Annotated in this window: 19 protein-coding genes; 6 read left to right on the top strand and 13 right to left on the bottom strand. The window is 35.3% G+C overall.

What is annotated here, in order from left to right:
• Positions 1–59: 59 nt before the first annotated feature.
• The gene (locus B0X80_RS13775; protein WP_077341191.1) at positions 60–2,009 is read left to right on the top strand and encodes a BCCT family transporter; all 1,950 of its coding nucleotides are present in this window, start codon (positions 60–62) and stop codon (positions 2,007–2,009) included.
• An 86-nt stretch (positions 2,010–2,095) separates the two neighbouring features.
• On the opposite strand, the gene B0X80_RS13770 is transcribed toward B0X80_RS13775, so the two are convergent.
• The 3 genes from B0X80_RS13770 to B0X80_RS13760 are packed head-to-tail and all read right to left on the bottom strand — an operon-like array spanning position 2,096 to position 7,243.
• Positions 2,096–3,763, bottom strand: coding sequence for a diguanylate cyclase (locus tag B0X80_RS13770; protein WP_077341189.1), 1,668 nt, complete (start codon positions 3,761–3,763; stop codon positions 2,096–2,098).
• Entirely contained in the window at positions 3,753–4,151 is a 399-nt protein-coding gene (locus B0X80_RS13765; RefSeq protein WP_077341187.1) for a response regulator, read from the bottom strand. The genes B0X80_RS13770 and B0X80_RS13765 overlap by 11 nt, the downstream gene beginning before the upstream one ends.
• Positions 4,152–4,162: 11 nt before the next feature.
• On the bottom strand, positions 4,163–7,243 hold the full coding sequence (locus tag B0X80_RS13760) for a response regulator (protein ID WP_077341185.1): 3,081 nt from the start codon (positions 7,241–7,243) through the stop codon (positions 4,163–4,165).
• A 396-nt stretch (positions 7,244–7,639) separates the two neighbouring features.
• On the opposite strand from B0X80_RS13760, the gene B0X80_RS13755 reads away from it, so the two are divergent.
• Positions 7,640–7,912: a TMEM165/GDT1 family protein gene (locus tag B0X80_RS13755; RefSeq protein ID WP_077341183.1), complete on the top strand. Its 273-nt coding sequence runs from the start codon at positions 7,640–7,642 to the stop codon at positions 7,910–7,912.
• A 352-nt stretch (positions 7,913–8,264) separates the two neighbouring features.
• Here the strand turns inward: B0X80_RS13755 and B0X80_RS13750 are convergent, their stop codons facing one another.
• Together B0X80_RS13750 and B0X80_RS13745 are read right to left on the bottom strand one after the other, a co-directional pair.
• Positions 8,265–8,471 carry a cold-shock protein gene (locus B0X80_RS13750; protein ID WP_077341181.1) on the bottom strand — a complete coding sequence of 69 codons (207 nt, stop codon included), beginning with the start codon at positions 8,469–8,471 and terminating at the stop codon, positions 8,265–8,267.
• A gap of 528 nt (positions 8,472–8,999) precedes the next feature.
• Positions 9,000–9,776, bottom strand: coding sequence for an IclR family transcriptional regulator (locus B0X80_RS13745; RefSeq protein ID WP_077341179.1), 777 nt, complete (start codon positions 9,774–9,776; stop codon positions 9,000–9,002).
• Positions 9,777–10,276: 500 nt separating this feature from the next.
• Between B0X80_RS13745 and B0X80_RS13740 the strand changes: the two genes are divergently transcribed.
• Together B0X80_RS13740 and B0X80_RS13735 are read left to right on the top strand one after the other, a co-directional pair.
• Complete coding sequence (locus tag B0X80_RS13740) at positions 10,277–11,869, top strand: sodium:solute symporter family protein (RefSeq protein ID WP_245825465.1); 1,593 nt, start codon at positions 10,277–10,279, stop codon at positions 11,867–11,869.
• 19 nt (positions 11,870–11,888) lie between these two features.
• Positions 11,889–14,168, top strand: a complete 2,280-nt coding sequence (locus tag B0X80_RS13735) for an FAD-dependent oxidoreductase (RefSeq protein ID WP_077341177.1) — start codon at positions 11,889–11,891, stop codon at positions 14,166–14,168.
• Between the two features lie 429 nt (positions 14,169–14,597).
• Here the strand turns inward: B0X80_RS13735 and B0X80_RS20455 are convergent, their stop codons facing one another.
• Positions 14,598–14,765: a hypothetical protein gene (locus B0X80_RS20455; RefSeq protein ID WP_089024884.1), complete on the bottom strand. Its 168-nt coding sequence runs from the start codon at positions 14,763–14,765 to the stop codon at positions 14,598–14,600.
• A 500-nt stretch (positions 14,766–15,265) separates the two neighbouring features.
• On the opposite strand from B0X80_RS20455, the gene B0X80_RS13730 reads away from it, so the two are divergent.
• Positions 15,266–15,916 carry a class I SAM-dependent methyltransferase gene (locus B0X80_RS13730; protein WP_077341175.1) on the top strand — a complete coding sequence of 217 codons (651 nt, stop codon included), beginning with the start codon at positions 15,266–15,268 and terminating at the stop codon, positions 15,914–15,916.
• 86 nt (positions 15,917–16,002) lie between these two features.
• Positions 16,003–16,455, top strand: a complete 453-nt coding sequence (locus B0X80_RS13725) for a hypothetical protein (RefSeq protein ID WP_077341173.1) — start codon at positions 16,003–16,005, stop codon at positions 16,453–16,455.
• Between the two features lie 34 nt (positions 16,456–16,489).
• On the opposite strand, the gene B0X80_RS13720 is transcribed toward B0X80_RS13725, so the two are convergent.
• The 7 genes from B0X80_RS13720 to B0X80_RS13690 all read right to left on the bottom strand — a co-directional run bounded on the left by B0X80_RS13720 (position 16,490) and on the right by B0X80_RS13690 (position 22,887).
• On the bottom strand, positions 16,490–16,915 hold the full coding sequence (locus tag B0X80_RS13720; protein ID WP_077341171.1) for a response regulator: 426 nt from the start codon (positions 16,913–16,915) through the stop codon (positions 16,490–16,492).
• Positions 16,916–16,959: 44 nt separating this feature from the next.
• Positions 16,960–18,708, bottom strand: coding sequence for a CHASE domain-containing protein (locus B0X80_RS13715; protein ID WP_077341169.1), 1,749 nt, complete (start codon positions 18,706–18,708; stop codon positions 16,960–16,962).
• Positions 18,709–18,855: 147 nt separating this feature from the next.
• Positions 18,856–19,704, bottom strand: coding sequence for an S-methyl-5'-thioadenosine phosphorylase (gene mtnP, locus B0X80_RS13710; protein ID WP_077341167.1), 849 nt, complete (start codon positions 19,702–19,704; stop codon positions 18,856–18,858).
• A 27-nt stretch (positions 19,705–19,731) separates the two neighbouring features.
• A complete protein-coding gene (locus tag B0X80_RS13705) occupies positions 19,732–20,172 on the bottom strand; it encodes an arsenate reductase ArsC (RefSeq protein WP_077341165.1) in 441 nt (146 codons plus the stop codon).
• A gap of 9 nt (positions 20,173–20,181) precedes the next feature.
• Positions 20,182–21,096 (bottom strand): radical SAM protein, encoded by a 915-nt coding sequence (locus B0X80_RS13700; protein ID WP_077341163.1) that lies wholly within the window; start codon positions 21,094–21,096, stop codon positions 20,182–20,184.
• Positions 21,096–22,184 (bottom strand): methyltransferase domain-containing protein, encoded by a 1,089-nt coding sequence (locus B0X80_RS13695; protein WP_077341161.1) that lies wholly within the window; start codon positions 22,182–22,184, stop codon positions 21,096–21,098. The genes B0X80_RS13700 and B0X80_RS13695 overlap by 1 nt, the downstream gene beginning before the upstream one ends.
• Positions 22,177–22,887: a TIGR04282 family arsenosugar biosynthesis glycosyltransferase gene (locus tag B0X80_RS13690; protein WP_077341159.1), complete on the bottom strand. Its 711-nt coding sequence runs from the start codon at positions 22,885–22,887 to the stop codon at positions 22,177–22,179. Before B0X80_RS13690 ends, B0X80_RS13695 begins: the two co-directional genes overlap by 8 nt.
• Between the last annotated feature and the right edge of the window lie 12 nt (positions 22,888–22,899).

The raw sequence follows: 22,899 nt of genomic DNA, 5'->3' as shown, positions 1-22,899 counted from the left end.
ATTTACAGCTTAGTATTAATCAATATGATATCAATGCAAATTAAATTTAGGGGTAAGTATTGTCAACATCTGTTAAGAGCCAACTAAATAAAAAGGTATTTTTTAGTGCCTCATTCATTATTATTGCACTTTTGCTTTATACCGTTGCATTACCTAAAGAAGCACAAAACTTATTTGCCCTTATGCAAACGAGTATTGTTGATAATGGCAGCTGGTTTTATGTTTTTACTGTGGCCTTTATTTTCTTTTTTGTGATTTTTTTAGGTTTTTCTCGTTATGGTGATATCCGGTTAGGGCCAGATCATTCATTACCTGATTATTCACTAGTTACTTGGCTTTCTATGCTGTTTGCAGCAGGTATGGGAATAGGTTTAATGTTTTTTGGGGTCGCTGAACCCTTGATGCACTTTTTGTCTCCACCTACGGCTGAAGCGGGTACGGTTGAAGCTGTTCAAGAAGCTATGAAAATGACCTTTTTCCATTGGGGCCTTCATGCTTGGGCTATATATACCATTGTTGCTCTTGTATTAGCCTACTTTAGTTATCGCCATAATTTACCTTTAACTTTACGCTCAGCGTTATACCCATTAATAGGTGAACGAATTTATCAGTGGCCAGGTCATTTAGTGGATGTTTTTGCTGTAGTAAGTACGGTATTTGGTGTTGCAACTTCGCTTGGTTTAGGTGCGTCACAAGTGAATGCGGGTTTTAGTTATTTGTTTGATATTGATGTTTCAGTAACTAATCAAATTATTATTATGTGTGTCATCACTACACTTGCGGTGGCCTCGGTTGCTACAGGGTTAGATAAAGGTATTAAAATACTCTCTGAAACTAACATGGCTTTAGCTGTAGGTTTGTTAGTACTTATTTTTGTATTAGGTCCTACGGTATTTTTATTACAAGCTTATTTACAAAATGTGGGCGATTATTTATCGGATATTGTACATAACACTTTCAACCTTTTTGCTTACAAGAAAACCAATTGGATAGGTGGCTGGACAATATTTTATTGGGGCTGGTGGCTTGCATGGGCGCCTTTTGTAGGATTATTTATTGCCAGAATATCTCGCGGCCGTACGATTCGAGAATTTATTTTAGGGGTTATGTTTATACCCACATTGTTTACCTTATTATGGATGACTATTTTTGGAAATAGCGCTATTGATCTAGTGTATAACCAAGGCGTTGTCGCTTTAGGTGATATGGTCAGTAAAGACTCTTCGGTTGCGTTATTTGTTTTTCTTGAAAACTTCCCTTTTACCTCAGTATTGTCTTTTCTTAGTGTGTTAATGATCGTGATATTTTTTGTCACGTCATGTGATTCTGGCGCTATGGTTGTTGATATGCTGTGTTCATACGGTAAAAACGATACGCCATTATGGCAACGTGTTTATTGGGCGGTGGGGATTGGAGTGGTTGCGGCTATATTATTATTAGTAGGTGGCCTGAATGCACTGCAAACCATGACAATCGCGAGCGCTTTACCTTTTGCTATTGTATTAATACTTGCCATTATAGGTTTGATTAAAGCGTTGAGGGTGGAAGCTTTTAAGCAAGACAGCCAACTGGTAACAACGCTGCCTCACTCTAGTGGCGGAGGTGATGATAATTGGCGAATGCGATTAAAAAATATTGTTGATTTTCCAAATAAAGCTAATGCCAATAAGTTTATTAACCAAACCGTATTGCCAGCGTTTGAGTTAGTGACTAAAGAGCTACAAGAAAGCCATATTAATGTGGAAATTTCACATGAAAATGGTTTGAGTTTAATTGTTGATCACGGTGAAGAACAAGAGTTTATATATCGTGTTGTCGCCCGAAAATATTCACAACCCGATTTTGTTACTGAAGATGATGACGACGAACAAAGTTACTATCGTGTTGAAGTTCACTTAGTGGAAGGTGGGCAAGATTACGATATTATGGGGTGGTCGAAAACGGCAGTGATCGACAATATAATTGATCAATACCACAAGCATAGACATTTCTTACATTTAATACGTTAATTATAAAGATAAGCGCTAGCAGATTCACTTTGCTAGCGTAATTGCCGTTCAGATGTTAACTCATTTGAATGAGTGGAATTGATGGTTTACTTCTTTTTAGCTCTAACTACCTGGTTTCGTCCTATTTGTTTTGCTTGATAAAGGGCTTTGTCTGCTGCGTTACTAATAGATTTTTCGCTACCAAATTCAGGAAAAGCAGCAACACCTGCACTAAAAGTACATTGAAATTCTTTATCTTTACTGTAATGAGTCAATTCACTGAAACGTGTTCTTAAAGTATTAATAATAGCTTCTGCTGTTTCTGCGTCAGTATTAGGCAATATAACAATAAATTCTTCACCGCCATAACGGCCAACAATATCGTATTTACGTAAACGTTGTTTAAAGATATTTGCGATACTTTTTAACACTCGGTCACCTGCAGGATGCCCATAATTGTCATTAATTGTTTTAAAAAAATCTAAATCTAACATGGCAAAAGAAAGAGGAGTGTTATCGCGTTTTGCTCGATCTAACTCATTTTTTAAACATTCTTTACTTTTAGTATGATTGAGTAAGCCTGTAAGGCCATCGGTTTCAGCAAGCCTTCTCATTAATCGTGCGCGCAATGCGCGGTTAGAAACCGCCGAAACTAAATGCCAAGGTTTAACTGGTTTTGTTAAAAAATCATCACCCCCTATGCTTAACGCCCCGAGTTTTTTGCCTAAATTGTCTTCAGAAGAGACAAACATGATAGGCGTACTCATATAATTTTCCATTTGGCGGATCACTTGGCTTAATTCAATTCCCGTACATTTAGGCATGTATATATCCATGAGGATAATATCAGGTGAAAACTCATTTAATGCGTCTAATAATAGAAAGGGATCGTTTACTTCGCGAGTTTTCATGCCTGCTTGTTGCAATGTTAGCGCGGCGTATTCAGTTTGTGTTGGTGAATCATCAACGATTAATACTCGGTACGGGCTCTCTTGCACTTTATAACTGATCTTGTCGAGTGCACTCACTAATGATGTCATTAATACAGGTTTGGTAAAATAAGCAAAGCCATTGGCACGTACGGCACTTAAACGTGTTTTTAGATCATTACTCTCTGTAATAAAAATGGTTTGTAGAGGGATTTCACGCTCACTATTAATTTCAGTTATATAATCAATACCTGCTGTTTTAGTGTTGCCAAACATTGCGTCCATGACGACCGCTGTAGGGTCTTGATGTTTGAGTGCTTGCTTAAATAAATTTATACAGTTAAAAGTCTCTACTTGATAACCAAAAGCTTGTATTTGTAACTTTATGGTATGAGTGAAGTATTTGTCTTCATCAATAATATAAATAAGGTTATTATTGTTATTAGGAGTAACGTCTATTGGTTGGTCTTCTGCTGTAACATAAGCCGGTTGGCTGGATACTGCGTTTTTATCGATTAATGCTGAGGCATCACTGAGTTTTTTAAGTCCTATTTCTATTTCTTGCACGGGAAGTTTTGTAGCAGGAGGAGAAGAAAAATTTCGCAGTAATTGCTCTATTTCTCTAGCGGCTATAGCTAAGGGCTCTAGTTCAAATGTGGCTGCAGTACCCGTTAATGTATGAGCTAAACGGTGCAATAACTCAGCTTGTTCATGATTTTCTGGTGATAATTTTAATGAATGCCAAACATCTTTAATTTCAGTGACATGAGCAGGAACTTTATCTATAAATGATAATTTTAATTGTTCAAGTTCAGCTTGAATGTCTATTGTGTTGTTAGGTGTCATATGATTGTTGGTTCCGTTGCCATATTTCTTTAATTTGACTGGCAAGAGTCATAGGATCAAAAGGCTTTGCTATAACAGCAAGTGCGCCCATATCAAGATAGTTTTGTATTTCGTTACTTTGTACTTTCGCTGTCATAAAAATAGCTGGAATATTTTTATATTGATCAATTTCACGAATTTTTGCTAAAGCTGTTGGGCCATCCATATCGGGCATCATTACATCAAAAAGAAGTAACTGTGGTTCAAAAGGGTGAATAGCATCAACAGCTTCTAAACCCGTATTACATGTTTTTAGGGTTAAACCACCGACGGTTTCCAGTGCTAGCGTAGCCACTTGTTGGATATCCACTTGATCTTCAGCATAAAGAATTCGAATAAGTTTTTGCATAGTTACTAATCCTAGTTCAACTTTTCCGGTTTTTCATGTTTTCTATGAATAACAGCATGTATTTTTTCAATAAGCTTATTATTGTCTGTTTGAGACTTAGTTAATGTTGCGATTACCTGACGAGCAATATTTACTGGAATATCATGAGCAGAAAAAATAACCACAGGAATATTTTTATCATTATCGTTTAATTGGTGTAATAAGTCTAAACCTGAGCCGTCAGGTAAACCTATATCAAGTAAGATTAAATCGAATTGTTCTTGTGCGATTAATTGCTTTGCTTCAGTTAATGTTGATACTTGTTTTATGTGGTAATTATTGCTCAGTAATGAGCTGACAATTGTGATGATATCTGAGTCATCTTCAACATGTAAGATATGATGTTTTTGTTGTTTTTTCGTGGCTAAACTTGTTCTAATTGACTTAACCAATTGCTCTGGTTGTATTGGTTTTTCTAGCCAATCTACAAGTTCTATACTGTCGCTTGCTTTTACTTTATCGCTATCTTCATTAGGTGAGGCAACGACAATAACGGGTAGTTTTCTTGTTTCTTCTTTACTGCGTAGCTCTTTTAATAGGGTAAGTCCATCGCCACCGGGAATAATAAGATCTAAGGTGACTGCATCGTATTGATTGGTCGCGATGAGATCTTTTGCTTGCTGATAGTCATAAGCATGGTGGCAATTATAGCCTGCGTTTTTGATCATCATACTTAATAGGCGAGCAATATCAATATTGTCTTCAATAATCAAAATTAATGCTTTTTGATTTGTTTTTTCGTTGTTGTCAGTTACTAATGGTGTTTCAGTGTAAAGAGGAAGTGTGAACCTAAACGTTGTCCCATTACCCTTATCACAGCTAAAATCAATTCGTCCGTTATGTTCTTTAACAATAGCTTTAGTGATGTGTAGTCCTAGCCCTGTACCACCTTTTTGGCGAGTATCAGAGCTATCGGCTTGTGAAAATTTATCGAATATATGCGCTCTAAATGGTTTGGGTATGCCTTTTCCTTGATCATGTACTGAAATATGTACTTCATCGGCAAGAACTTCTAGCGTAATAGTGACCACTTCATGAGTCGGTGAATACTTGGCTGCATTTGAGAGTAAATTAGACATAACTTGCTCAATACGCTTTTCATCAATATTAACCATCAGTGGTGCTGTATGTGTTGAACTGAATGTAAATGATACATTCAGTTTTTCTCCGTAACCTTTATTCGCTTCAATTGCATTGAGAATTACGGGAGTTATATCGGTTACATTTAGATCAAATGACATTTTCCCTGCTGACATTTTTTCAATATCTAAAATATCGTTAATCAGGTGTATTAAACTTTCGCTATTATTATTAGCAATAACCAGTAGTTCTTTGGCTTTCTCAGGTAACTCACCCGTTACACCGCCAAGCATTAAGCCGAGAGAACCACTTATTGAGGTTAGTGGGGTGCGTAGTTCATGACTTACAGTAGAAATAAATTCTTTTTGCATAAGCTCAATGCGCTTACGTTCAGTGATATCTCGCACAATACCAACAAAGTACTTGGTATCATCTAATGAAACTTCACTAACTGCTAATTCCATAGGGAAAGTACTATTGTTTTTTCTTTTGCCTGTGACTTCACGACCAATACCTATGATTTTCTTTTCACCAGTTTTATTATGGTGTGCAAGATAACCGTCATGCTCTTTTTGATAGGGATCAGGCATAAGCATCTTTACATTTTTGCCTATTACTTCATCTTCAGAGTAACCAAAAATAGTTGTGGCTGCGCGATTAAATGATTCTATTTTTCCATAGGCATCAATGGTAATAATAGCATCTACTACATTATCAATAACCGCAGAGAGTCTTTTGTTTTGCGCGGCAATTTTTTGCTCTAATTTTAAGGTACTGTTTTGTTGGCTTTCAGCAAAGTTGTTCATTAAATAATATAGCAATCTAAATTCATCTTTTACTGACTTAGGATCAAGGCGTATTGATAAATCGCCGTGATGTAATTTTTTTGCGCTACTGGCTAAGGTTAATATAGGGTAGAGAATTCTTTTAGAAACGAACCAGAAAATTAGCATTACAGATAAAATAGCAATGAGTATATGAATAACTATCATGCGATCAAGCGCTTGCTTGATTTCAGAAAAAACAATCTCTTCAGGAATGTGTATTGCTAATAGCCAATAGCGTTTATGGTCGTGAGGGGCAAAAAATATTTTTTGAAAACCAAAAATTTCAGTTGAATTTTCATTTAGTTGCATTAATTCTTCATTGTTTTTTGTTCGTTCTGCCCATTGTGGTTCAATATCATAAAAGTTGTAATCAAGCCCTTGTTCTTTAGCAAATGATTTACTTTTATCTTTATGCTTAATGTAATTGCCTGATTGATCAACAATATAGCTACGTATGCCATGGTCAGTTGAAACCACATTACTAAACAATACGTCCGTAGAGAGGTTAATGATTACTAGAGCTTTAACTTCTCCTAAGGCATTATGTACAGGCGTGGCTATGCGTAACACAGGAACATGAGGAGTTTGAATTTTACCGTATTCTTTATTGAGGTTTACATCAGAATAATAAACCTGCCCAGGCCGCATTTTTGTGGTTTCCATAACGTATTTTTCAGCAGACTTGTTTTGTAATTCACTCTGACTTGCAATGTTAATGTGATTATTGGCTTTTCTTTCTACCCTCACTAACTCTTCTCCATTACTTTTGATATAACGAACTTGAAGATATTGTGAGTGGTTATTTAAAAAGGAATAAAATATGGTATTAAGACGCTGCTGCCATACGTTTAGAGATTCATTACTTTCAGAGTCAATACCGTTATTTTTTATGGCATCAATAATTGCTTGTATTGGTGGTGTGTCACGTAACGACATTAAAATATTTTGATGTTCGTTTAATGCTGATTTTATTTTAATTTTAAGCAGCTTTAATTGGCTTTGCTGTAGTTCAATGGCTTTATTTTCGGCAATTTGTTTTGACTGCTGGTAACTGGTGTAGCCCGTTGTAAATAAAGATAGAAACAATAACGCACTTAATGCAAAAGCTACTTTAAATCGTAAACCTAATTTGTATTTACCTAACACATTTAGTCCAAAACATTGTTTTTAATGATTGTTATGAGTGTAGTTTAGTATGGAGGATCATAAATAGCGATACACTTTATATAATATAAAAATCTATGACACTCACTTAACAGTGCGTTGATAACTCAGGTTATTTATTTTTTTTGAGTATAAATAACAGTAAAAATAAAATAATTTTTGGCAGTTTATTTAAGTGTTATGTATTATAGCGGCGTACTTACCTGTTGATTGTTTTCATTCATTTAAATCATATTTACTTTGTTATTGATTGAATTATTCGCTTATTTTTATAGGTTTAAATACCTTATATTAGGTTGTACTTCGTATTAAATAGCAAATGCTAAAAAGCATGATACAGACATGTTCACTGTTTTAATTTTATAGGATTTATATTGTATGGATTGGAAAATTTTCTTAACCATTTTTGCTTCTGTTCTGATTGCCGAACTTGGCGATAAAACTCAATTGGCCACTATGCTTTTTGCTGCAGATAAAGAAGTAAGTAAATATACGGTATTTTTTGCTGCATCAGCTGCATTAATTGTGGCTACAGCTATAGGTGTTTTGGCAGGAAGCTTGATGTCGGAATATATTAATGAAAAATATCTTCATTATGCCGCAGGTATTGGTTTTATTGTTATAGGGTTTTTTACATTATATAAAGCGTAGAGCGACTCAAGTTCTTATTTTCTTATGTAAAAAATATTTAAAAAGAAATGAACTTAATTGAATTGTTACGCTCTTACTATACGAGAGACTTTTATTTCCCCTTAGTATTTCATGTTTTTATAGTGCGTTTACTTTTTTAGGTAAACGCTTTTTTTTGCCTAAAATTTAGCAATCAAATTTATAGTGCGCTGAATCGATGATGATTTTAGAGTTGTAAGGTTTTAGTGATTTAAGCAGAATAAATGCAGGGAAAGTATTCTATGTGTGAATATTTTTATGGGAGGAATATTTGAGCTAAAGCTACTCTTTAATATAAAAAATAACCCGCTCAAATGAATAAGTTAGCTAGTAATTATACAGCGCTTACTTTGTTAGCACATGGTCCTTTTTGACCTTGTCCAACTTCAAATTCAACCGCTTGACCGTCAGCTAATGTTGCATATTCGCCACCCGATTGGATCTCTGAATGATGAACAAAAAGATCTTTACTGCCGTCTTCTGGTGTAATAAAACCGAAACCTTTATCGGCGTTGAACCACTTAACTATACCTTTACTCATATTATATTTTCTTTATCTTATGGTGAGTTTTAAAAAAGCGATTGTTGTTATCACCATTACGACAATCGCTTGAAATTTTTTAACCCTAAAATGTTAAATGGGTATTATTGTTAAAGGCTTTAATGTTTTATTTTAAATTTATAATTTGAAAATATATTTGGTTTAGAAAGTAAATTTAAATGGAATAAATATAACCAATAGAATCACAAGTTAAAACGACAAACAGCAAAGCTGCTTACCTTAAAAGAGAAGGGAAATAAAAATAAGCTTGTCAGTGTAACACCATCTATTCTTATTAGCTTGTATATATCATTAATATAAATATTGGGTAGAGTTTATGTGCTTATCTTTTTGATTTTTATGGGAGATTTATTGTTCTTCAATAATAAAATATAAATTATTTTCAAAAGAAGGGAACTTTACTGAAATTAAGTGCTCTGACTATATGATAGATTTTTACTCCCTTAGTGTTTCATGTTTTTATAATGCGTTTACTTTTTAGGTAAACGCTTTTTTTTGCCTAAAATATTATTTAGCCTGTTCAATTTCTTTTGCTTTCTCTTTTAAAACAGTAATAAGCTCTTCGGTAGATTCTTCGGGTAACCAGCCTGATAAAGCAATGGCGCTATATACAGGTTGCCCTAAATTTACTGCAAGGGTATAGGTTTTACTGGTTTTAAGAGAAGAACCTGTTGTTTCCACTCTTGCGTAACCCAGTGTTCTTATTTCGGTTATTTTTTCCATTAATGAATCAAAGTTATCATCGAAGCCATCAATGTTTTTACCTTGGTATAAATGAGATATCTCACTATCGTCTAATTCAGATAGCAAAGATAAGCCCACGCCACTTAATGTTGCAGGGTAATAACTAAGTCTACCCATAGCATCAACAGAATCCATACCGGGTAGAGCATGGTACAAATAGGTAACTTTGTCTTGCCATAAAACCCCCATAGCAACAATCACCCCTAATTCTTTTAATGACTCTAATGGCTTAATTGCATGCCTAACATAACCTGTAGCGTACAAGCTTTGCGCCGCCAGAACATGCATGCCAGGACCTGATGTATATTTTCTATCAGGAGTTTGTCTTACTAAGCCTAGGTAGGCCAGGGTTCTGAGCATACGGTTAACTTTAGTAATATCTAATCCTAAAATTCTTGATAATTCTCGGCTGCCAAGTGGATGATCACTAGAGGCTATCCCTTGCAATGCTTCTATACCATGAATAAGGCCTTGGTTTAGCTGACTACCGTATTTACCAAGTTTTTCATTATTAACGACTGAGGGTACAGAGCGTGTCATGCAAAATCCTTATTTAATATGTGAATAGAATTGGAAAGATATACGTCGAATTATCTGTATTTTATATCTAATAAAGCCATGATTCAATTGATAGTAAAGGGTTTTAGATTTTAGTACTTACAACATTTTTTATAAATTTCTGGCTCCACTGTCCTTTAATCGTTTTAAAAATAATTTTTCTATTTTTAGATTTTTTATTTTATGTAAAGAGAGTTCCCTCTTATTTAATTATTTCTATGTATTTAAAGCTTGAGTGATATCTATTATAGATACATAATGTATTTGTTATTTTAACGCTTAATTGAATGTTTATCGTTTTAATCGAGTGGCAACAATACTCGCTCAATGCGTTTTCGAGATTGGTACAAGGCTTATTTAAGAATAGGCCATTCTAACTACAAATGAGGTTTAACTTGAATAGCTTTGATTTATACGTAGCGCTTATCTTTACCATTTTTGTTATTGGGCTAGGAATGACTTTGGCTCGAACAGGTAAAAGCATGAATTCATTTTTTGCTGCTGGCGGTGAGGTTCCTTGGTGGATAAGTGGTTTATCACTGTTTATGAGTTTTTTCTCGGTAGGAACTTTTGTTGTTTGGGGAGCTATTGCTTATTCGGATGGTTTTGTTTCTGTTTCAATTCAAACAACCATGGCGTTGTCTGGCTTTGTAATTGCTTTTTTTATTGCCCCTGCGTGGAATAAAACAGGCGCACTCACTGTAGCTGATTATATAAAATCAAGGCTAGGTCAGGTTGCTCAAAAGTTTTATTCGATTATTTTTCTCTTTATCAGTTTATTTACTGCCGGAGCGTTTTTATATCCGGTAGGTAAAATTATAGAGGTATCAACAGGTTTATCTTTAGAAAGTGCCATTCTTATTTTAGGGTTATTAATTATAGCTTATACCGCATTAGGTGGGTTATGGGCTGTATTGGTAACTGATGTTTTACAATTTGTTGTATTAACCGCTGCTGTTATTTTAGTTATCCCCATGGCCTTTGGAGAAGTGGGAGGTGTTACTACCTTTTTAACTAAATTACCTGAAGGTTTCGATGCTTTGTATAACGATGAGTATGGCCTTGTTTTCTTGTTTGCTTTCTTTATTTATAACACCGTATTTATTGGTGGAAATTGGGCTTATGTTCAGCGTTTTACTAGTGTGTCAGGCCCATCTAACGCTAAAAAAGTCGCTTATTTATTTGGTGCTTTGTATCTAATTGCTCCATTAATTTGGATGATCCCTCCTATGATTTACCGTGTTATTGAACCGGGTCTAACGGGAGGAGATACAGAAAATGCTTATCTACTTATTAGCCAACTGGTTTTACCTAATGGTTTATTAGGTTTAGTGCTTGGCGCTATGGTGTTTGCAACAGCGAGCTCTGTAAATACTACGTTAAATATTGCTTCTGGTGTAATAACTAACGACATATATAAACCATTAAAAACCCAAGTAACTGAAAAGCAGTTGATGAAAGTTGCTCGCCTTTCAACGTTATTATTTGGCATTTTAGCCATAATTATCGCTTTATCTATTCAAGGAATGGGTGGGATTATTGAAGTCGTTATGAGTATTGCTGCTTTAACTGGAGCACCTATTTATTTGCCACCTATTTGGACATTATTTTCGAAAAAACAAACAGGCTTTTCAGTTGTTACAACAACAGCCGCTAGTTTAGCTATTAATTTATTTTTTAAGTTTTTAGCACCAAGTTTACTTGGTATTGAGTTAACTCGAAGCGAAGAAATGTTACTTGGTGTCATGGTGCCTATTGTTATCTTGGCTATTTTTGAATTGACCTTAAAACCTCACTTAATCGAAACACCACAAAAAGTTAATGCGAATGAATTACCAGAAACTAAGGTAGATACTGAAGAAGAGAGTTCATCAGATTCAAATTTTGGTCGTAACATTATTTTATTAGGTATTACAGGTATTGGATTTTTGATCATCATATTAGGTTTATTAGCAGATAAGGGGACTAACATTACACTTGTTGTAGGAGCCATTATTATCATTCCACCGATGCTTATTCTTAAGCCCGTTACTTATATGAAAACGCTTTTTATTCAATTACCCAAAAAATTATAAATATTAGGAATTTATCACTATGTTAAGAATGGCTTTAGAGTCTGGTTCGCGTGAAAATAAACTTGTTTCTTTGCAAAGCGAGTTAGTTGTTGTTGGCGGAGGAATGGCGGGTGTTTGTTGTGCTATAAATGCAGCGCGTTCAGGTATTAAGGTATGTTTAGTTCAAGATCGCCCTGTATTAGGCGGATGTGCATCAAGCGAAATTAGAGTGTGGATTTTAGGCGCAACTTCTCATTTAGGTAACAACAACCGTTGGTCGAGAGAAGGCGGTATTATTGATGAGCTTTTAATTGAAAACCTTTATAAAAATAAAGAAGGCAATACGGTTATTTTTGACACTATTTTACTTGATAAAGTTAAAGCAGAAAAAAACATAACCCTGTTACTTAATACTGCCGTTTATGATGCAACTAAATCAAGTGCGAATAAAATAAAATCGGTTAAGGCTTTTTGTTCACAAAATGGCACCGAATATTCAATAGAAGCGCCATTGTTTTGTGATGCTTCAGGTGACGGTATTTTAGGTTTTATGTCAGGTGCTCCATTTGTTATTGGCGCTGAATCTAAAAATGAATTTGATGAAAAAATGGCTCCTGATGAAGAACAAACTGAGCTATTGGGTCACACCTTGTTTTTCTACAGTAAAGACGTAGGAAAGCCTGTCGACTTTATACCACCTGAATACGCGAAAAATACCAAAATTTCTGAAGAACGTTTATCACGTGTTAATAAAGGTGAAGACGGTATTCGTTTATGGTGGATAGAATACGGTGGTACGGAAGACACTATCCATGGAACCGAAGAAATAAAATGGGCTTTATGGTCTGTTGTTTACATGATTTGGGATCACATAAAAAACAGCGGTAAATTTGATGGTGTAGAAAACTTATCACTAGAGTGGGTCGGTACAATTCCAGGTAAACGTGAAAGTAGACGTTTTATCGGTCATAAAATGCTAACCCAAAAAGATATAGTTGAACAAAAATCTCATGAAGACGCTATTTCTTATGGCGGCTGGGCGATTGACCTTCACCCAAGTGGAGGTGTATTTAGTGATGAAAGCCCTTGTGAGCAATACCATGCTAAAGGTATTTATCAAATACCATTAGGTTGTTTTATTAGCCAAGGTATTGATAACTTATTTATCGCTGGTCGTATTATAAGTGCTTCACATATTGCTTTTGGTTCAACGCGCGTTATGGCAACTTCTGCTCATGGCGGACAAGCCGTAGGTACAGCCGCAGCCTTATGTATTAAAGATAATTTATTACCACAAGACTTATTAGTGCAGCCTAGTTTAGGAAAGCTACAGCAAGAGCTAAATGAGGGCGGTCACTTTATTCCTCATATACCTTTAGCGGCAAGTAGTAATATAGCGAGTTCAGCTGAAATATCAGCAAGTAGTGAGTTGCCTTTAACTCACATAAAATCAAATGGCGAATTTAAACCCTTAGTCATTAGTGCCGCACAATTATTGCCGCTTGCAGCCAATGTTAAATATACCTTTACGATTAATGTTAAAGCGAAATGTAATACAACCTTAGTTAGCCAATTACGAGTGAGCGATAAACAAGAAAACTACACGCCTAATGTGACTTTAGCCGAAAAGGAAATAACGCTGACAGAAGGTGAACATAGAGTGACGCTTCATTTTGATGCAACACTTCTTGATTCGCACTATGCATTTATGTGCCTACTGAAAAACGAAAATATAGAAGTTGAATACTCAAATGAAAGAATAACGGGTGTTGTTTCAGTATTTAATGGTACTAACAAAGCGGTATCTAATAACGGTAAACAAACGGTAGATAAAGATCTAGGTGTAGACGAGTTTGAATTTTGGATCCCTGAAAGACGTCCAGGTGGAAAAAATCTTGCGCTAGAAATCACGCCAGCAATAAAAGACTTTTCAGCCGCTAATATTATTAATGGCTACACAAGACCTTGGTTTAGCAGCAATGCTTGGGTTGCTGATATAGCAGATAGTACTCCAACATTGACACTTAACTGGGCAGAAGAAAAAGAGATTAACTCAGTTGTTATTCATTTTGATAGCGATTTTGATCACCCACTTGAATCTTCTTTAATGGGACATCCTGAAAAACGAATACCGTTTTGTGTTGCAAACTATAAAATATTAAAAGAAGACGGAACTTTACTTCACGAGGTGATTGGAAATTATCAAACAGTTAATAAAATAACTTTTGAACAGCCAATTAGTACACAAAAACTAATTTTTCAATTTGAAAAAACAGAGGTTGATGTCCCTGTATCTGTATTTTCTGTCATTGTAAGTTAGCCAATATTGTTAATCTGAGTTTGAGGTAGGCGTTTATTTCAAACTCAGGTTGGTTATTGTTTAAACCGTTATTATTTTTTAAAGGTAAAAAGAAACCTTTTTTAATACAACTAAACTGCAGAGAAACTCACCGAACTTTCATGCACGATCTTAAAAAACAATAGACTCTGATGAATTTAAGGTGCTGTTTTAAAAGATCCTAGAATGGTCGCTAAGCCTTGATAAAGACACTTAGGTATTCTACCAACAAAAATGATTTTGAGAGGGTTAACAAGTGACTCTAGCCATCAAGAGGATTTAAATGGGTGAGATAAACACTTAAAAGAATTCGGTAAGTAATTTTTAGTTTATCAGTTACTCATATATTCAATAGTAAAAGTCATTTGTAGCTATCGGATCCATAAACTCGATGGGTATAGCGCTTTAATATTAACTTTGAGCTAACCAAGAAAGAAACTGTTTAAAGTCAGATGAACTTGAAAAAGTAACGTAGCTTAATCCGTGATCATCTTTGATCGCAACTCGGTTTTGATTAACAGAAATTGAATGCACTGGTTGCATTACACGGATCTGTTGTCCGTTATATGTATAAGACATAATAAAACTCTAATATAAGATACCAATCTTATTCATAAATTGATCATTTCTAAGGTTAGAAGAGATAAGTTTAATAATGAAGTTGGTATAAAGGTTTATCTTGGGTAAACGTACCCATATAAACTAAGTGTTATTATTGTTTTTGGTTCAAATATAAAGATTTACAGGAAATAATTCGTTGAAGGTAAAACAATAACTAAGTAAAAAAATCTAAAGATAACTGACGTGGTCAAGGAAAGGCAGAGCAATAAGATATTCATTTAATTCGAGTGAAGCTTTCATTATTATGATAATGCAACACTTGAACGGAAGTCAGTCTATAGCACGAACAAATAATAAACAAGCATTATTAGTAAATAACCTAAAATAGCGCTTATAGTTTTATAATTATGCAAATATATTGTCTTTATTGTTCACTGCTGTAATCTAGCAGAATATATTCCCCCGTTTTGTCATTATCCTTGATAATTGGCTCAGCGCTCAATTATTGAGGCAAGCTAATTACAAACCTACGCTTATGCTACCAAACCGTTGAATTTGGTGAAACAGATATTCACTTGTGTACTTTACGCGATAAACAAGAGTTTCATGACCCTGTTGGTGTTGCTGAAAAATTAGGTATCTCGTCTGCTTCATGGCCTATTTTCGGTGTTATTTGGCCATCGAGTTTAGTACTTGCACATTACATTGTTGATTACAAAACAGAATCAAAACGTATATTAGAGATAGGCTGTGGTATGGCTTTATCTAGCTTGTTATTGAATAAGCAATGTGCAGATATTACAGCAACAGATTACCACCCTGAAGTTAAAAATTTCTTACAAAGAAATACCTTACTTAATGGCGATAATGATATTTCGTTTGAGCAAGTTGATTGGACAAGCAAAATAGACAAATTGGGTCTTTTTGATTTGATAATTGGTAGTGATTTACTTTATGAAGATAGTCATATTGACTTACTAGCAAATTTCATTGAAAAGCACTCAAAACCCAAATGTGAAGTTATTCTGGTTGATCCGGGTAGAGGTAGAAAAAGCAAATTAAGCAGTAAAATGATTGAGTTTGGCTTTACCTCTTCTCATAAAAAACCGATTCATACCGACTATTTAGAACAAGAGTTTAAAGGGCATATTTTAACATTTGAACGTTAAACTATTTTATATTTATTGGGCAAGTTAGTTTTTATACCAAACGTATTAATGAATTGGTTATTGTGACAGGTATTAAGGGAGCATACATGTATTCCATCAATGATTTAAATGAAATTAATGAAACATTAAAGCCTCTTAAAGCCTTGGCTATTCGAGAGCAACAATCTATTTATGGCTTGTCTGGTATGGTATATACCCCTCACATAGATGCTCACAACGATATTTGTATAAAAAAAGCGGCCATTTTAAGTGATTTAAAAAGCAAAGGATTAATCGCTTTCACTGAAGCAGAAATTATTAGCGCTAAGTTAATGGCTTTATATCGACGAACTAAAAATCATCAAATGGTTGAATATAACGGCAGTACATATGAATGCCGATTCTCTCCATTAAAGTTAAGTAAATCAGGTAAAAGTGTAAGTAAATGGGCTAAGTATTGGTTAAGAAAATTACCAACGGGTGAAAATGATAAAACTTGGGAAAGCCAAGTAAGAGAAACCTGGCCTGAAAACTTTATTATTAAAAATGTTGATTTTTAACCTTTAAGTGAATGATTAAAAATCAACGTGTCGTTTACTCAGGAAGATGTACTATCTTCCAATAACTATCTAATGTATTAACAACGCCTAGTAATTTCTCTCCTACTTCACCTTTTGTAAAATAACCTGCTATATGTTGATAATAACTTTGTTCTATATCGGTTTCAGATTGAGATGTTGTTAAAACAAATACAACAAGATCAGACAGTGCTTCGTCGGCACGTAATTCTTTTAAAAACTCTATTCCGCCCATACGTGGCATTTGTAAATCAAGTAATATCACCATAGGTCGAGGCACTTTATTATTTCTTAGTAATTCTAAAGCTTCGACACCGTCATATGCTCTTACGATAGGATTAGCAATACGCTGTTTAATAAAACTTCTTTCTATTGTCATTGCATCAATATCATCATCTTCAATTAAAAATAATGTTACGTCACTCGGTTTTTTTGATGTCATTGGTGCTCCTTAATATTTCATTATCGTTTTAGATGAAAATGGTATTATTTTTTCCATTTTATGATGAATTTTGTTCCGCGCGTACCATTAGAAGCTATAGCAACACTACCACCATAGTGTTCTACTATTTGTTTGACCATAGCAAGGCCCATACCGCTACCTTCAACTTTATCTCTAGGCTTTAAAGTTTGAAACATATGCATAACTTTATCATGAAATTCCTGAGGAATACCTGGGCCATCATCTTCTACGGTAATAATATGAAAATCTTTATTAGCATTATACAATATACTGATTTTTCCGCATTCTTTGTCGTGATGCTTGATCGAGTTAGAAACTAAGTTTCTCAGTACGATTTCTAAAGGGGATGCAGGCACATCAATTTCAACATTCGGAGCCGTACAAGTAAATCCTATAGGAATGTCGATTAAAGAAATAATATCTTGATTCATATCATATAAATTAACGCGTTCTTTTTTAAACTCTGTTTTATCAATACGAGCGTAAGCAAGTAAATCATTGAGTAGCTTCATCATGCGCTCGCAACGACGCATTAATATATCTAAATGATTTTGTGACTCTTTGGGTAAGACATTTTCGCAATCTTCATGGATCCAATTAGCCAGTTGTTTAATAGAATTAAGAGGTGATTTCAGATCATGTGAAGCAATGTAAGAAAATTTTTCTAAATCACGATTAGATTTCTCTAAATCTTTAGTTTTGTCTTGTAATACAGCCGTCATTTTATCCGCATAAGCTAAGGCTTTTCTATTTGCTCTTGTAAGAAAAATAAACAGCGCCAGTAAAAATGCATCAATTGTTAAACCACCAATTAGAATGAAAAAAGATTGGTCGGCAGCGGCTTCTTTTCTAAAGTCAGTATTTGATTGGATCTCAAATGTCCAAACCCGACCATAAAAATAAACATCTACTTTTTTTGAAAATAATGGATTAGGATCAAAACTGCTAGAAACCCCTTCAGTGTTATCATCAAAGAGTAATTTACCACTATCACTTATTTTAATGCTTACATGTCTATTTTGTTTCGCTAAAGTCCCCAGCATAAGCTTTTTCATAATAAAAGGGGCGTAAACAACACCAATAATTAATGCTTGCCTTTGGGCTATACTTTCAGGTTTTTTACCATTTTTGTAAAAAGGTGTATAGAACAAAAAACCGGGTGTTTGTTTAGCGTCTTGAACAAGGGTAATAGGGCCTGTTAAGTTTGCTTCACCCGAATCTCTAGCCTTTTTGATAGCGGTATATCGATTAACCTCAAAAGCCATATCAAGCCCAATAGCTTTTTGGTTATTAATAGCTGGCTCTACATAGGTGATTGGCCAATACTCCGGTTCATTATGAGCTGGATGAATAGTATAGTTAGGTCTAAGAGCTAGCTGATCTTCCATATAATGACTAAGCTGGCTGGCTTTTACATTGTATATAATACCAATACCATTGATTCCTGGATAAGTCGTATCAATTTTCAAGCTATTGGCATAGGCTAACCAGTCGGTATGCTTAATATCTATATTTGCAGCATCAATATAGGCTACACCTCCCCAAAGGGCATTGGCGTATAAGCCCATACGTTCTTGTACTAAACTGATAGTTTGTTCAGCATAGCGTTGAAATTTTAATTCAAGTTTTTCATTGAGTTGTGATTTTGTGTAGTGCCAAGCAGTGAAGGTTAAAGCGACAGAAATTACAACAATTAACCAATGAAAAAAATTCATTTTGCCAGCATTAACTAATTTTGTTCGTTGTTCACCATTTATTGGTGTTTGATCCATTGTGTATTCTCTAAAAAAACAATATTACTTCAATTGAATATAGTACATTTACTGAGGGAATGGAGAAAACTTTAATTGAGGCCTATTTGATTTTTCAAACTTAAATATCAAATAAAGGTATTTGAAAGTACAACATGCTCTACCTGCTTACGCAGATAAAACATTATATAGTGCTTCTTTACTTTCAGACATTGCTTCAACTGGCGTTAGCATGGCGCTTTTTAAGGCGTGATTACAGTTGCTAGTGCATTGGGCTGGAGTTGCTTTTAAATACGCTTCTAGTACTAACTTGGCTTTAGTAATACTGCTTCCATAACGACTAATCACTTGTTCTACTGTTACATGATGTTTTGGATCATCTTGCCAACAGTCATAATCGGTTGCTATTGCAATGGTGCAGTAACAAATTTGCGCTTCTCGAGCTAAAAACACTTCAGGTACATTTGTCATACCCACTAAATCGCATTGTGCAGCGTTTTTTAAAAATAAACTTTCGGCTTTTGTTCCTAAGCGTGGTCCGTCAACACAGGCATAGGTTTTATTTCTGTGAATATTAATTGAATATGTTTTAGCGGCGTCTGAAATAGCATCTGCAAGAGCTAAACAAGTAGGTTCTGCTGTTGACACATGCGCAACAAGACCTTCGCCAAAAAAGGTTTTTTCTCGACTACTTTTTACAAAGTCAAAATACTGATCTGCAATGGCTAGGTCACCGGGTTTTATCTCTTGTTGTAAACTACCTACGGCAGATAAACCAATGATTTGTGTAACAGATAAGCTTTTTAGTGCCCAAATGTTAGCGCGATAATTCACCTCTGAGGGGAGCAGCGAATGGTTATTACCGTGGCGAGGTAAAAATAAAACTTCTTTATTTTGATACATGCCTCTAATTATTTCAGCTGAAGGCTTACCGTAAGGTGTATCTATATCGTGCTTTTCAATAATACTTAGGCCATCAATACTATAAATACCGGTGCCACCAATAATTGCTAACATGTGTTTTCCTATTTGATCTGTTTGTTTTTACGCTGCGGTATTGGATACGCTAACTTGCTCTGGAAGGGTTGTGATCCAGCTTTTTATTTGATCGCGTACTCTACGGTAATGCGCAAGTGCTTCCTCGGGAGTATTTGCTTGTTTTGCTAACTTTGGTGGATCATCAAACTGATGCACTATTACATTCGTTTGGTCTGGAAATACCGGACAGTTACTTGCCGCATGTTCGCAAACCGCAACAACATAATCGAATTTTTTAGTGTCAAATTCGTCTAATGTTTGTGATTGATATTGGCTAATATCAATGCCAATTTCTTGCATTACTTTTACTGCTGAAGGGTTAAGGCCATGAGACTCTATACCCGCAGAATAGCTTTCAAACTTATCACTAAGTAATGAGTTAGCTAAGCCATGAGCCATCTGGCTTCGGCATGAGTTTCCGGTACATAAAAAAAGAATAGATTTCATAAATTATCCTTATATTTCACTGCAGCTAGCGCCATGAGCAAAGCAGCTATAACAGCGGTGGTGTTTTAAATTAATTTTTTTGGTCATACTTTGCGTTAACGAAGTTGATAAAAAATAATCTTCGTTGTCGTCAACCAAGGTGCAGGCGTATACTTGCATTTGCTTATTTTTTTTGATGATCATTTTTGAATTTGCACACATGTAATTTTTACGTTGTGCTTCATCTTGATAAGTGGTCATGCAATGGGTGGTAATATGCGGAACATTAGGTAACGAACCTGGCGGTAAAAAGTCAGGAAAAGCGACAATGTTCATGTTTTTAGGTAAACCATTTAGCTCAAATAGCGCTTGGTATTGTTGATCAACCAATGCAGTATCTTCACCATTAGCAATATGGCGAGCAAGCGATACGTTAAAACCATGATTATGCAGCATGCGCATACCAATAAATGCTTTAGCAAAATTACCTTCGCCACGGGCTAAGTCGTGTGTTTTTTCTATTGGCGAGTCAATACTAATACGTAGCGAAATAGGGTGTTGATTTTTAGCTTGTAAAGCACATAAAGCGTCAAACCTTTTTATTAAAGGGTCGGTACCATTAGTTAGCACTAAGCAAGGCTTAAACTGAGAGGCATACGCTAAAATATCGATAATATCTTTAGCAAGAAAAGGTTCGCCACCAGTAAATGAAAACTGCTCAACACCTAAGGTTAAGGCTTCGTCAATATAGGGTTTTATTTCAGCTAATTTAGGTGTGCCTAAACGTTTGTCTGAAGGGCTAGAGCCCTCCAAGCAAAAGTCGCATGCCAAGTTACATTTAGTTCCGGTATGAAACCAAAGCTCAGTCAGGGCATGAGGTTGAATATAACCACGGCTTTCGCCTTCTGGTGTATATAACCAATTATCGTGCTCTACAATCTCCACTAGCAACAACTCGATTTTTTTTCTGTTGTTTCAGGTTTAGGTGCACAACAGCTTGATGAACTACTGCTGGCTTTTGTGCTTGAAAAGTCGAAGGCAGCATCGCTGATATCAAATAGTCCTAAATGTTTTTCAAAATCTCCTTCAAAAATAAAGTGCTGATTAAAACGTGATTGTTGAAGTGTGCGCCATGTATTACCGCTAACTTGGGTAGGTTGTTGTGCTACAAATGTTGTGTTTTGGTCTAAAGTGAATTCTGCTTCGTGCTCTGGTATTGAACCCTTGTACGTTACTTTTTGTCCGTAGTCTTGAGGGTCTTGCTCTAAGTCTGCAGCTTTAAATAAACGATAGGTTGCAGAGGTAAAATTAATGTCTTCTAAACGCCCAGCAAGCTCGTCGTTGTCGATAGTAATTACACGGCTTGATACTAAGCGAGGTTCAGCAAAACCTACTGATTTAGCAAGGTTTTCAAAGTCGTTCCAATAAAGAGCACCACTTAAACATTCACCGTATAATAACGGATCATCTTTTAAATGTGCGGGTACGCGTTTGTCGGCATAAACATCTGAAAAATATATTTCTCCACCGGGTTTTAAAATACGAAAAATTTCTTTTAAAACGGCGTGTTTATCAGGGCTTAAGTTAATAACACAGTTAGATACAACAAGATCTACACTATTATCAGCTATATCTAATTCGTTTAGCTTTTCAATGTAACCTTTTAAAAAGGTAGTATTTGCTTTAGCGTAACCAAATTTTTCTCTGTGGTATTCAATATGCTTGTTGGCTACGGCTAATTGTTCGTCGGTCATGTCTACGCCAGTAACTGAACCTGATTCTCCCACCATTTGCGCAATGGCGTAACAATCGCGGCCTGCACCACAACCTAAATCTAATACATGGCAACCTTTAAGTAATTCAGGCGTTACTAAGCCACAACCGTAATAGCGTGTTAGCACCTCATCATGAATGTTCGATAATATTGCTTTTAGTGAATTAGATAAGTTGTCATCTGTACAACAAGCGTTGGTTTGTAGGTCGTCTGAACCGCTAAGTACATTGCCGTAGTAGTCTTTTACAATATCATGCATGAGTAGTTACCTTAGGTAATAATGTTAAATCGTTAAATGTTTGTTCTAACGTTAGTAATAATGCTTGTCGAGCAGGGCGGAGATCAGTTTGTAAATCAATTAATAACTTTTTAATGTCAGCCATATAATCAATGTCGTAGCCCGATAGGGTGTATGTAACACTTAGTTTTTTTTCTCTACATAGTTGCGACAAGCTTAGTGATAATTTTTCAGTGCTCCATGGCAAATCAGTTAAATTGGGCCAAGGCGCTTTATTTGCCATAATCACTACACCGCCATCGTCTGCATGGCTTAGCGCTATGTCGTTATCTTTTAAAGCTAATTCTATTTCTTGGTAATGATTTTCAGTCAACATTGGAGCATCGGTACCAATAAAAACAAGTTGTTGGTGGCCTTGTTTACGCAATTCAGTGTCAATAAAATTAAGGCGTTCACCTAAGTTGCCTGACTGATTTAAAGGCAGTTGATAAATAACGTGGGCATTAAGGTTTAAAGACTTAGCCCATTCCATATCGTCATTATTCGAACAGGCAAGCACAACAGCGCCTTGCCAATTTCTCGCATCTTCAAGCGCGCAATCTAACAAAGCTTTTGCGATAGTAAGGGCGCTTTCTGCACTACTATCTTCAGCAAGGCGTTGCTTGCCTTGATTCAGTTTTGGTCGTTTGCAAAATATAACGAGTGATGGTTTTTTTTGGTTCATATTTTTTATGTA

Origin of the sequence: Pseudocolwellia agarivorans, from assembly GCF_002000085.1 — a bacterium.
In the GTDB taxonomy this organism is placed as follows: Bacteria; Pseudomonadota; Gammaproteobacteria; order Enterobacterales; family Alteromonadaceae; genus Pseudocolwellia; species Pseudocolwellia agarivorans.
Note: the sequence above shows the minus strand (reverse complement) of the source record. Positions and strands in the feature narration are given on the sequence as shown.

What these genes read in the sequence shown, in the direction of transcription:
- B0X80_RS13770 (WP_077341189.1), bottom strand. Translation starts at nt 3,763, where the DNA reads ATGACACCTAACAACACAATAGACATTCAAGCTGAACTTGAACAATTA.
- B0X80_RS13765 (WP_077341187.1), bottom strand. Translation starts at nt 4,151, where the DNA reads ATGCAAAAACTTATTCGAATTCTTTATGCTGAAGATCAAGTGGATATC.
- B0X80_RS13755 (WP_077341183.1), top strand. Translation starts at nt 7,640, where the DNA reads ATGGATTGGAAAATTTTCTTAACCATTTTTGCTTCTGTTCTGATTGCC.
- B0X80_RS13750 (WP_077341181.1), bottom strand. Translation starts at nt 8,471, where the DNA reads ATGAGTAAAGGTATAGTTAAGTGGTTCAACGCCGATAAAGGTTTCGGT.
- B0X80_RS13745 (WP_077341179.1), bottom strand. Translation starts at nt 9,776, where the DNA reads ATGACACGCTCTGTACCCTCAGTCGTTAATAATGAAAAACTTGGTAAA.
- B0X80_RS13740 (WP_245825465.1), top strand. Translation starts at nt 10,277, where the DNA reads ATGAATTCATTTTTTGCTGCTGGCGGTGAGGTTCCTTGGTGGATAAGT.
- B0X80_RS13735 (WP_077341177.1), top strand. Translation starts at nt 11,889, where the DNA reads ATGTTAAGAATGGCTTTAGAGTCTGGTTCGCGTGAAAATAAACTTGTT.
- B0X80_RS20455 (WP_089024884.1), bottom strand. Translation starts at nt 14,765, where the DNA reads ATGTCTTATACATATAACGGACAACAGATCCGTGTAATGCAACCAGTG.
- B0X80_RS13725 (WP_077341173.1), top strand. Translation starts at nt 16,003, where the DNA reads ATGTATTCCATCAATGATTTAAATGAAATTAATGAAACATTAAAGCCT.
- B0X80_RS13720 (WP_077341171.1), bottom strand. Translation starts at nt 16,915, where the DNA reads ATGACATCAAAAAAACCGAGTGACGTAACATTATTTTTAATTGAAGAT.
- B0X80_RS13715 (WP_077341169.1), bottom strand. Translation starts at nt 18,708, where the DNA reads ATGGATCAAACACCAATAAATGGTGAACAACGAACAAAATTAGTTAAT.
- mtnP (WP_077341167.1), bottom strand. Translation starts at nt 19,704, where the DNA reads ATGTTAGCAATTATTGGTGGCACCGGTATTTATAGTATTGATGGCCTA.
- B0X80_RS13705 (WP_077341165.1), bottom strand. Translation starts at nt 20,172, where the DNA reads ATGAAATCTATTCTTTTTTTATGTACCGGAAACTCATGCCGAAGCCAG.
- B0X80_RS13695 (WP_077341161.1), bottom strand. Translation starts at nt 22,184, where the DNA reads ATGCATGATATTGTAAAAGACTACTACGGCAATGTACTTAGCGGTTCA.
- B0X80_RS13690 (WP_077341159.1), bottom strand. Translation starts at nt 22,887, where the DNA reads ATGAACCAAAAAAAACCATCACTCGTTATATTTTGCAAACGACCAAAA.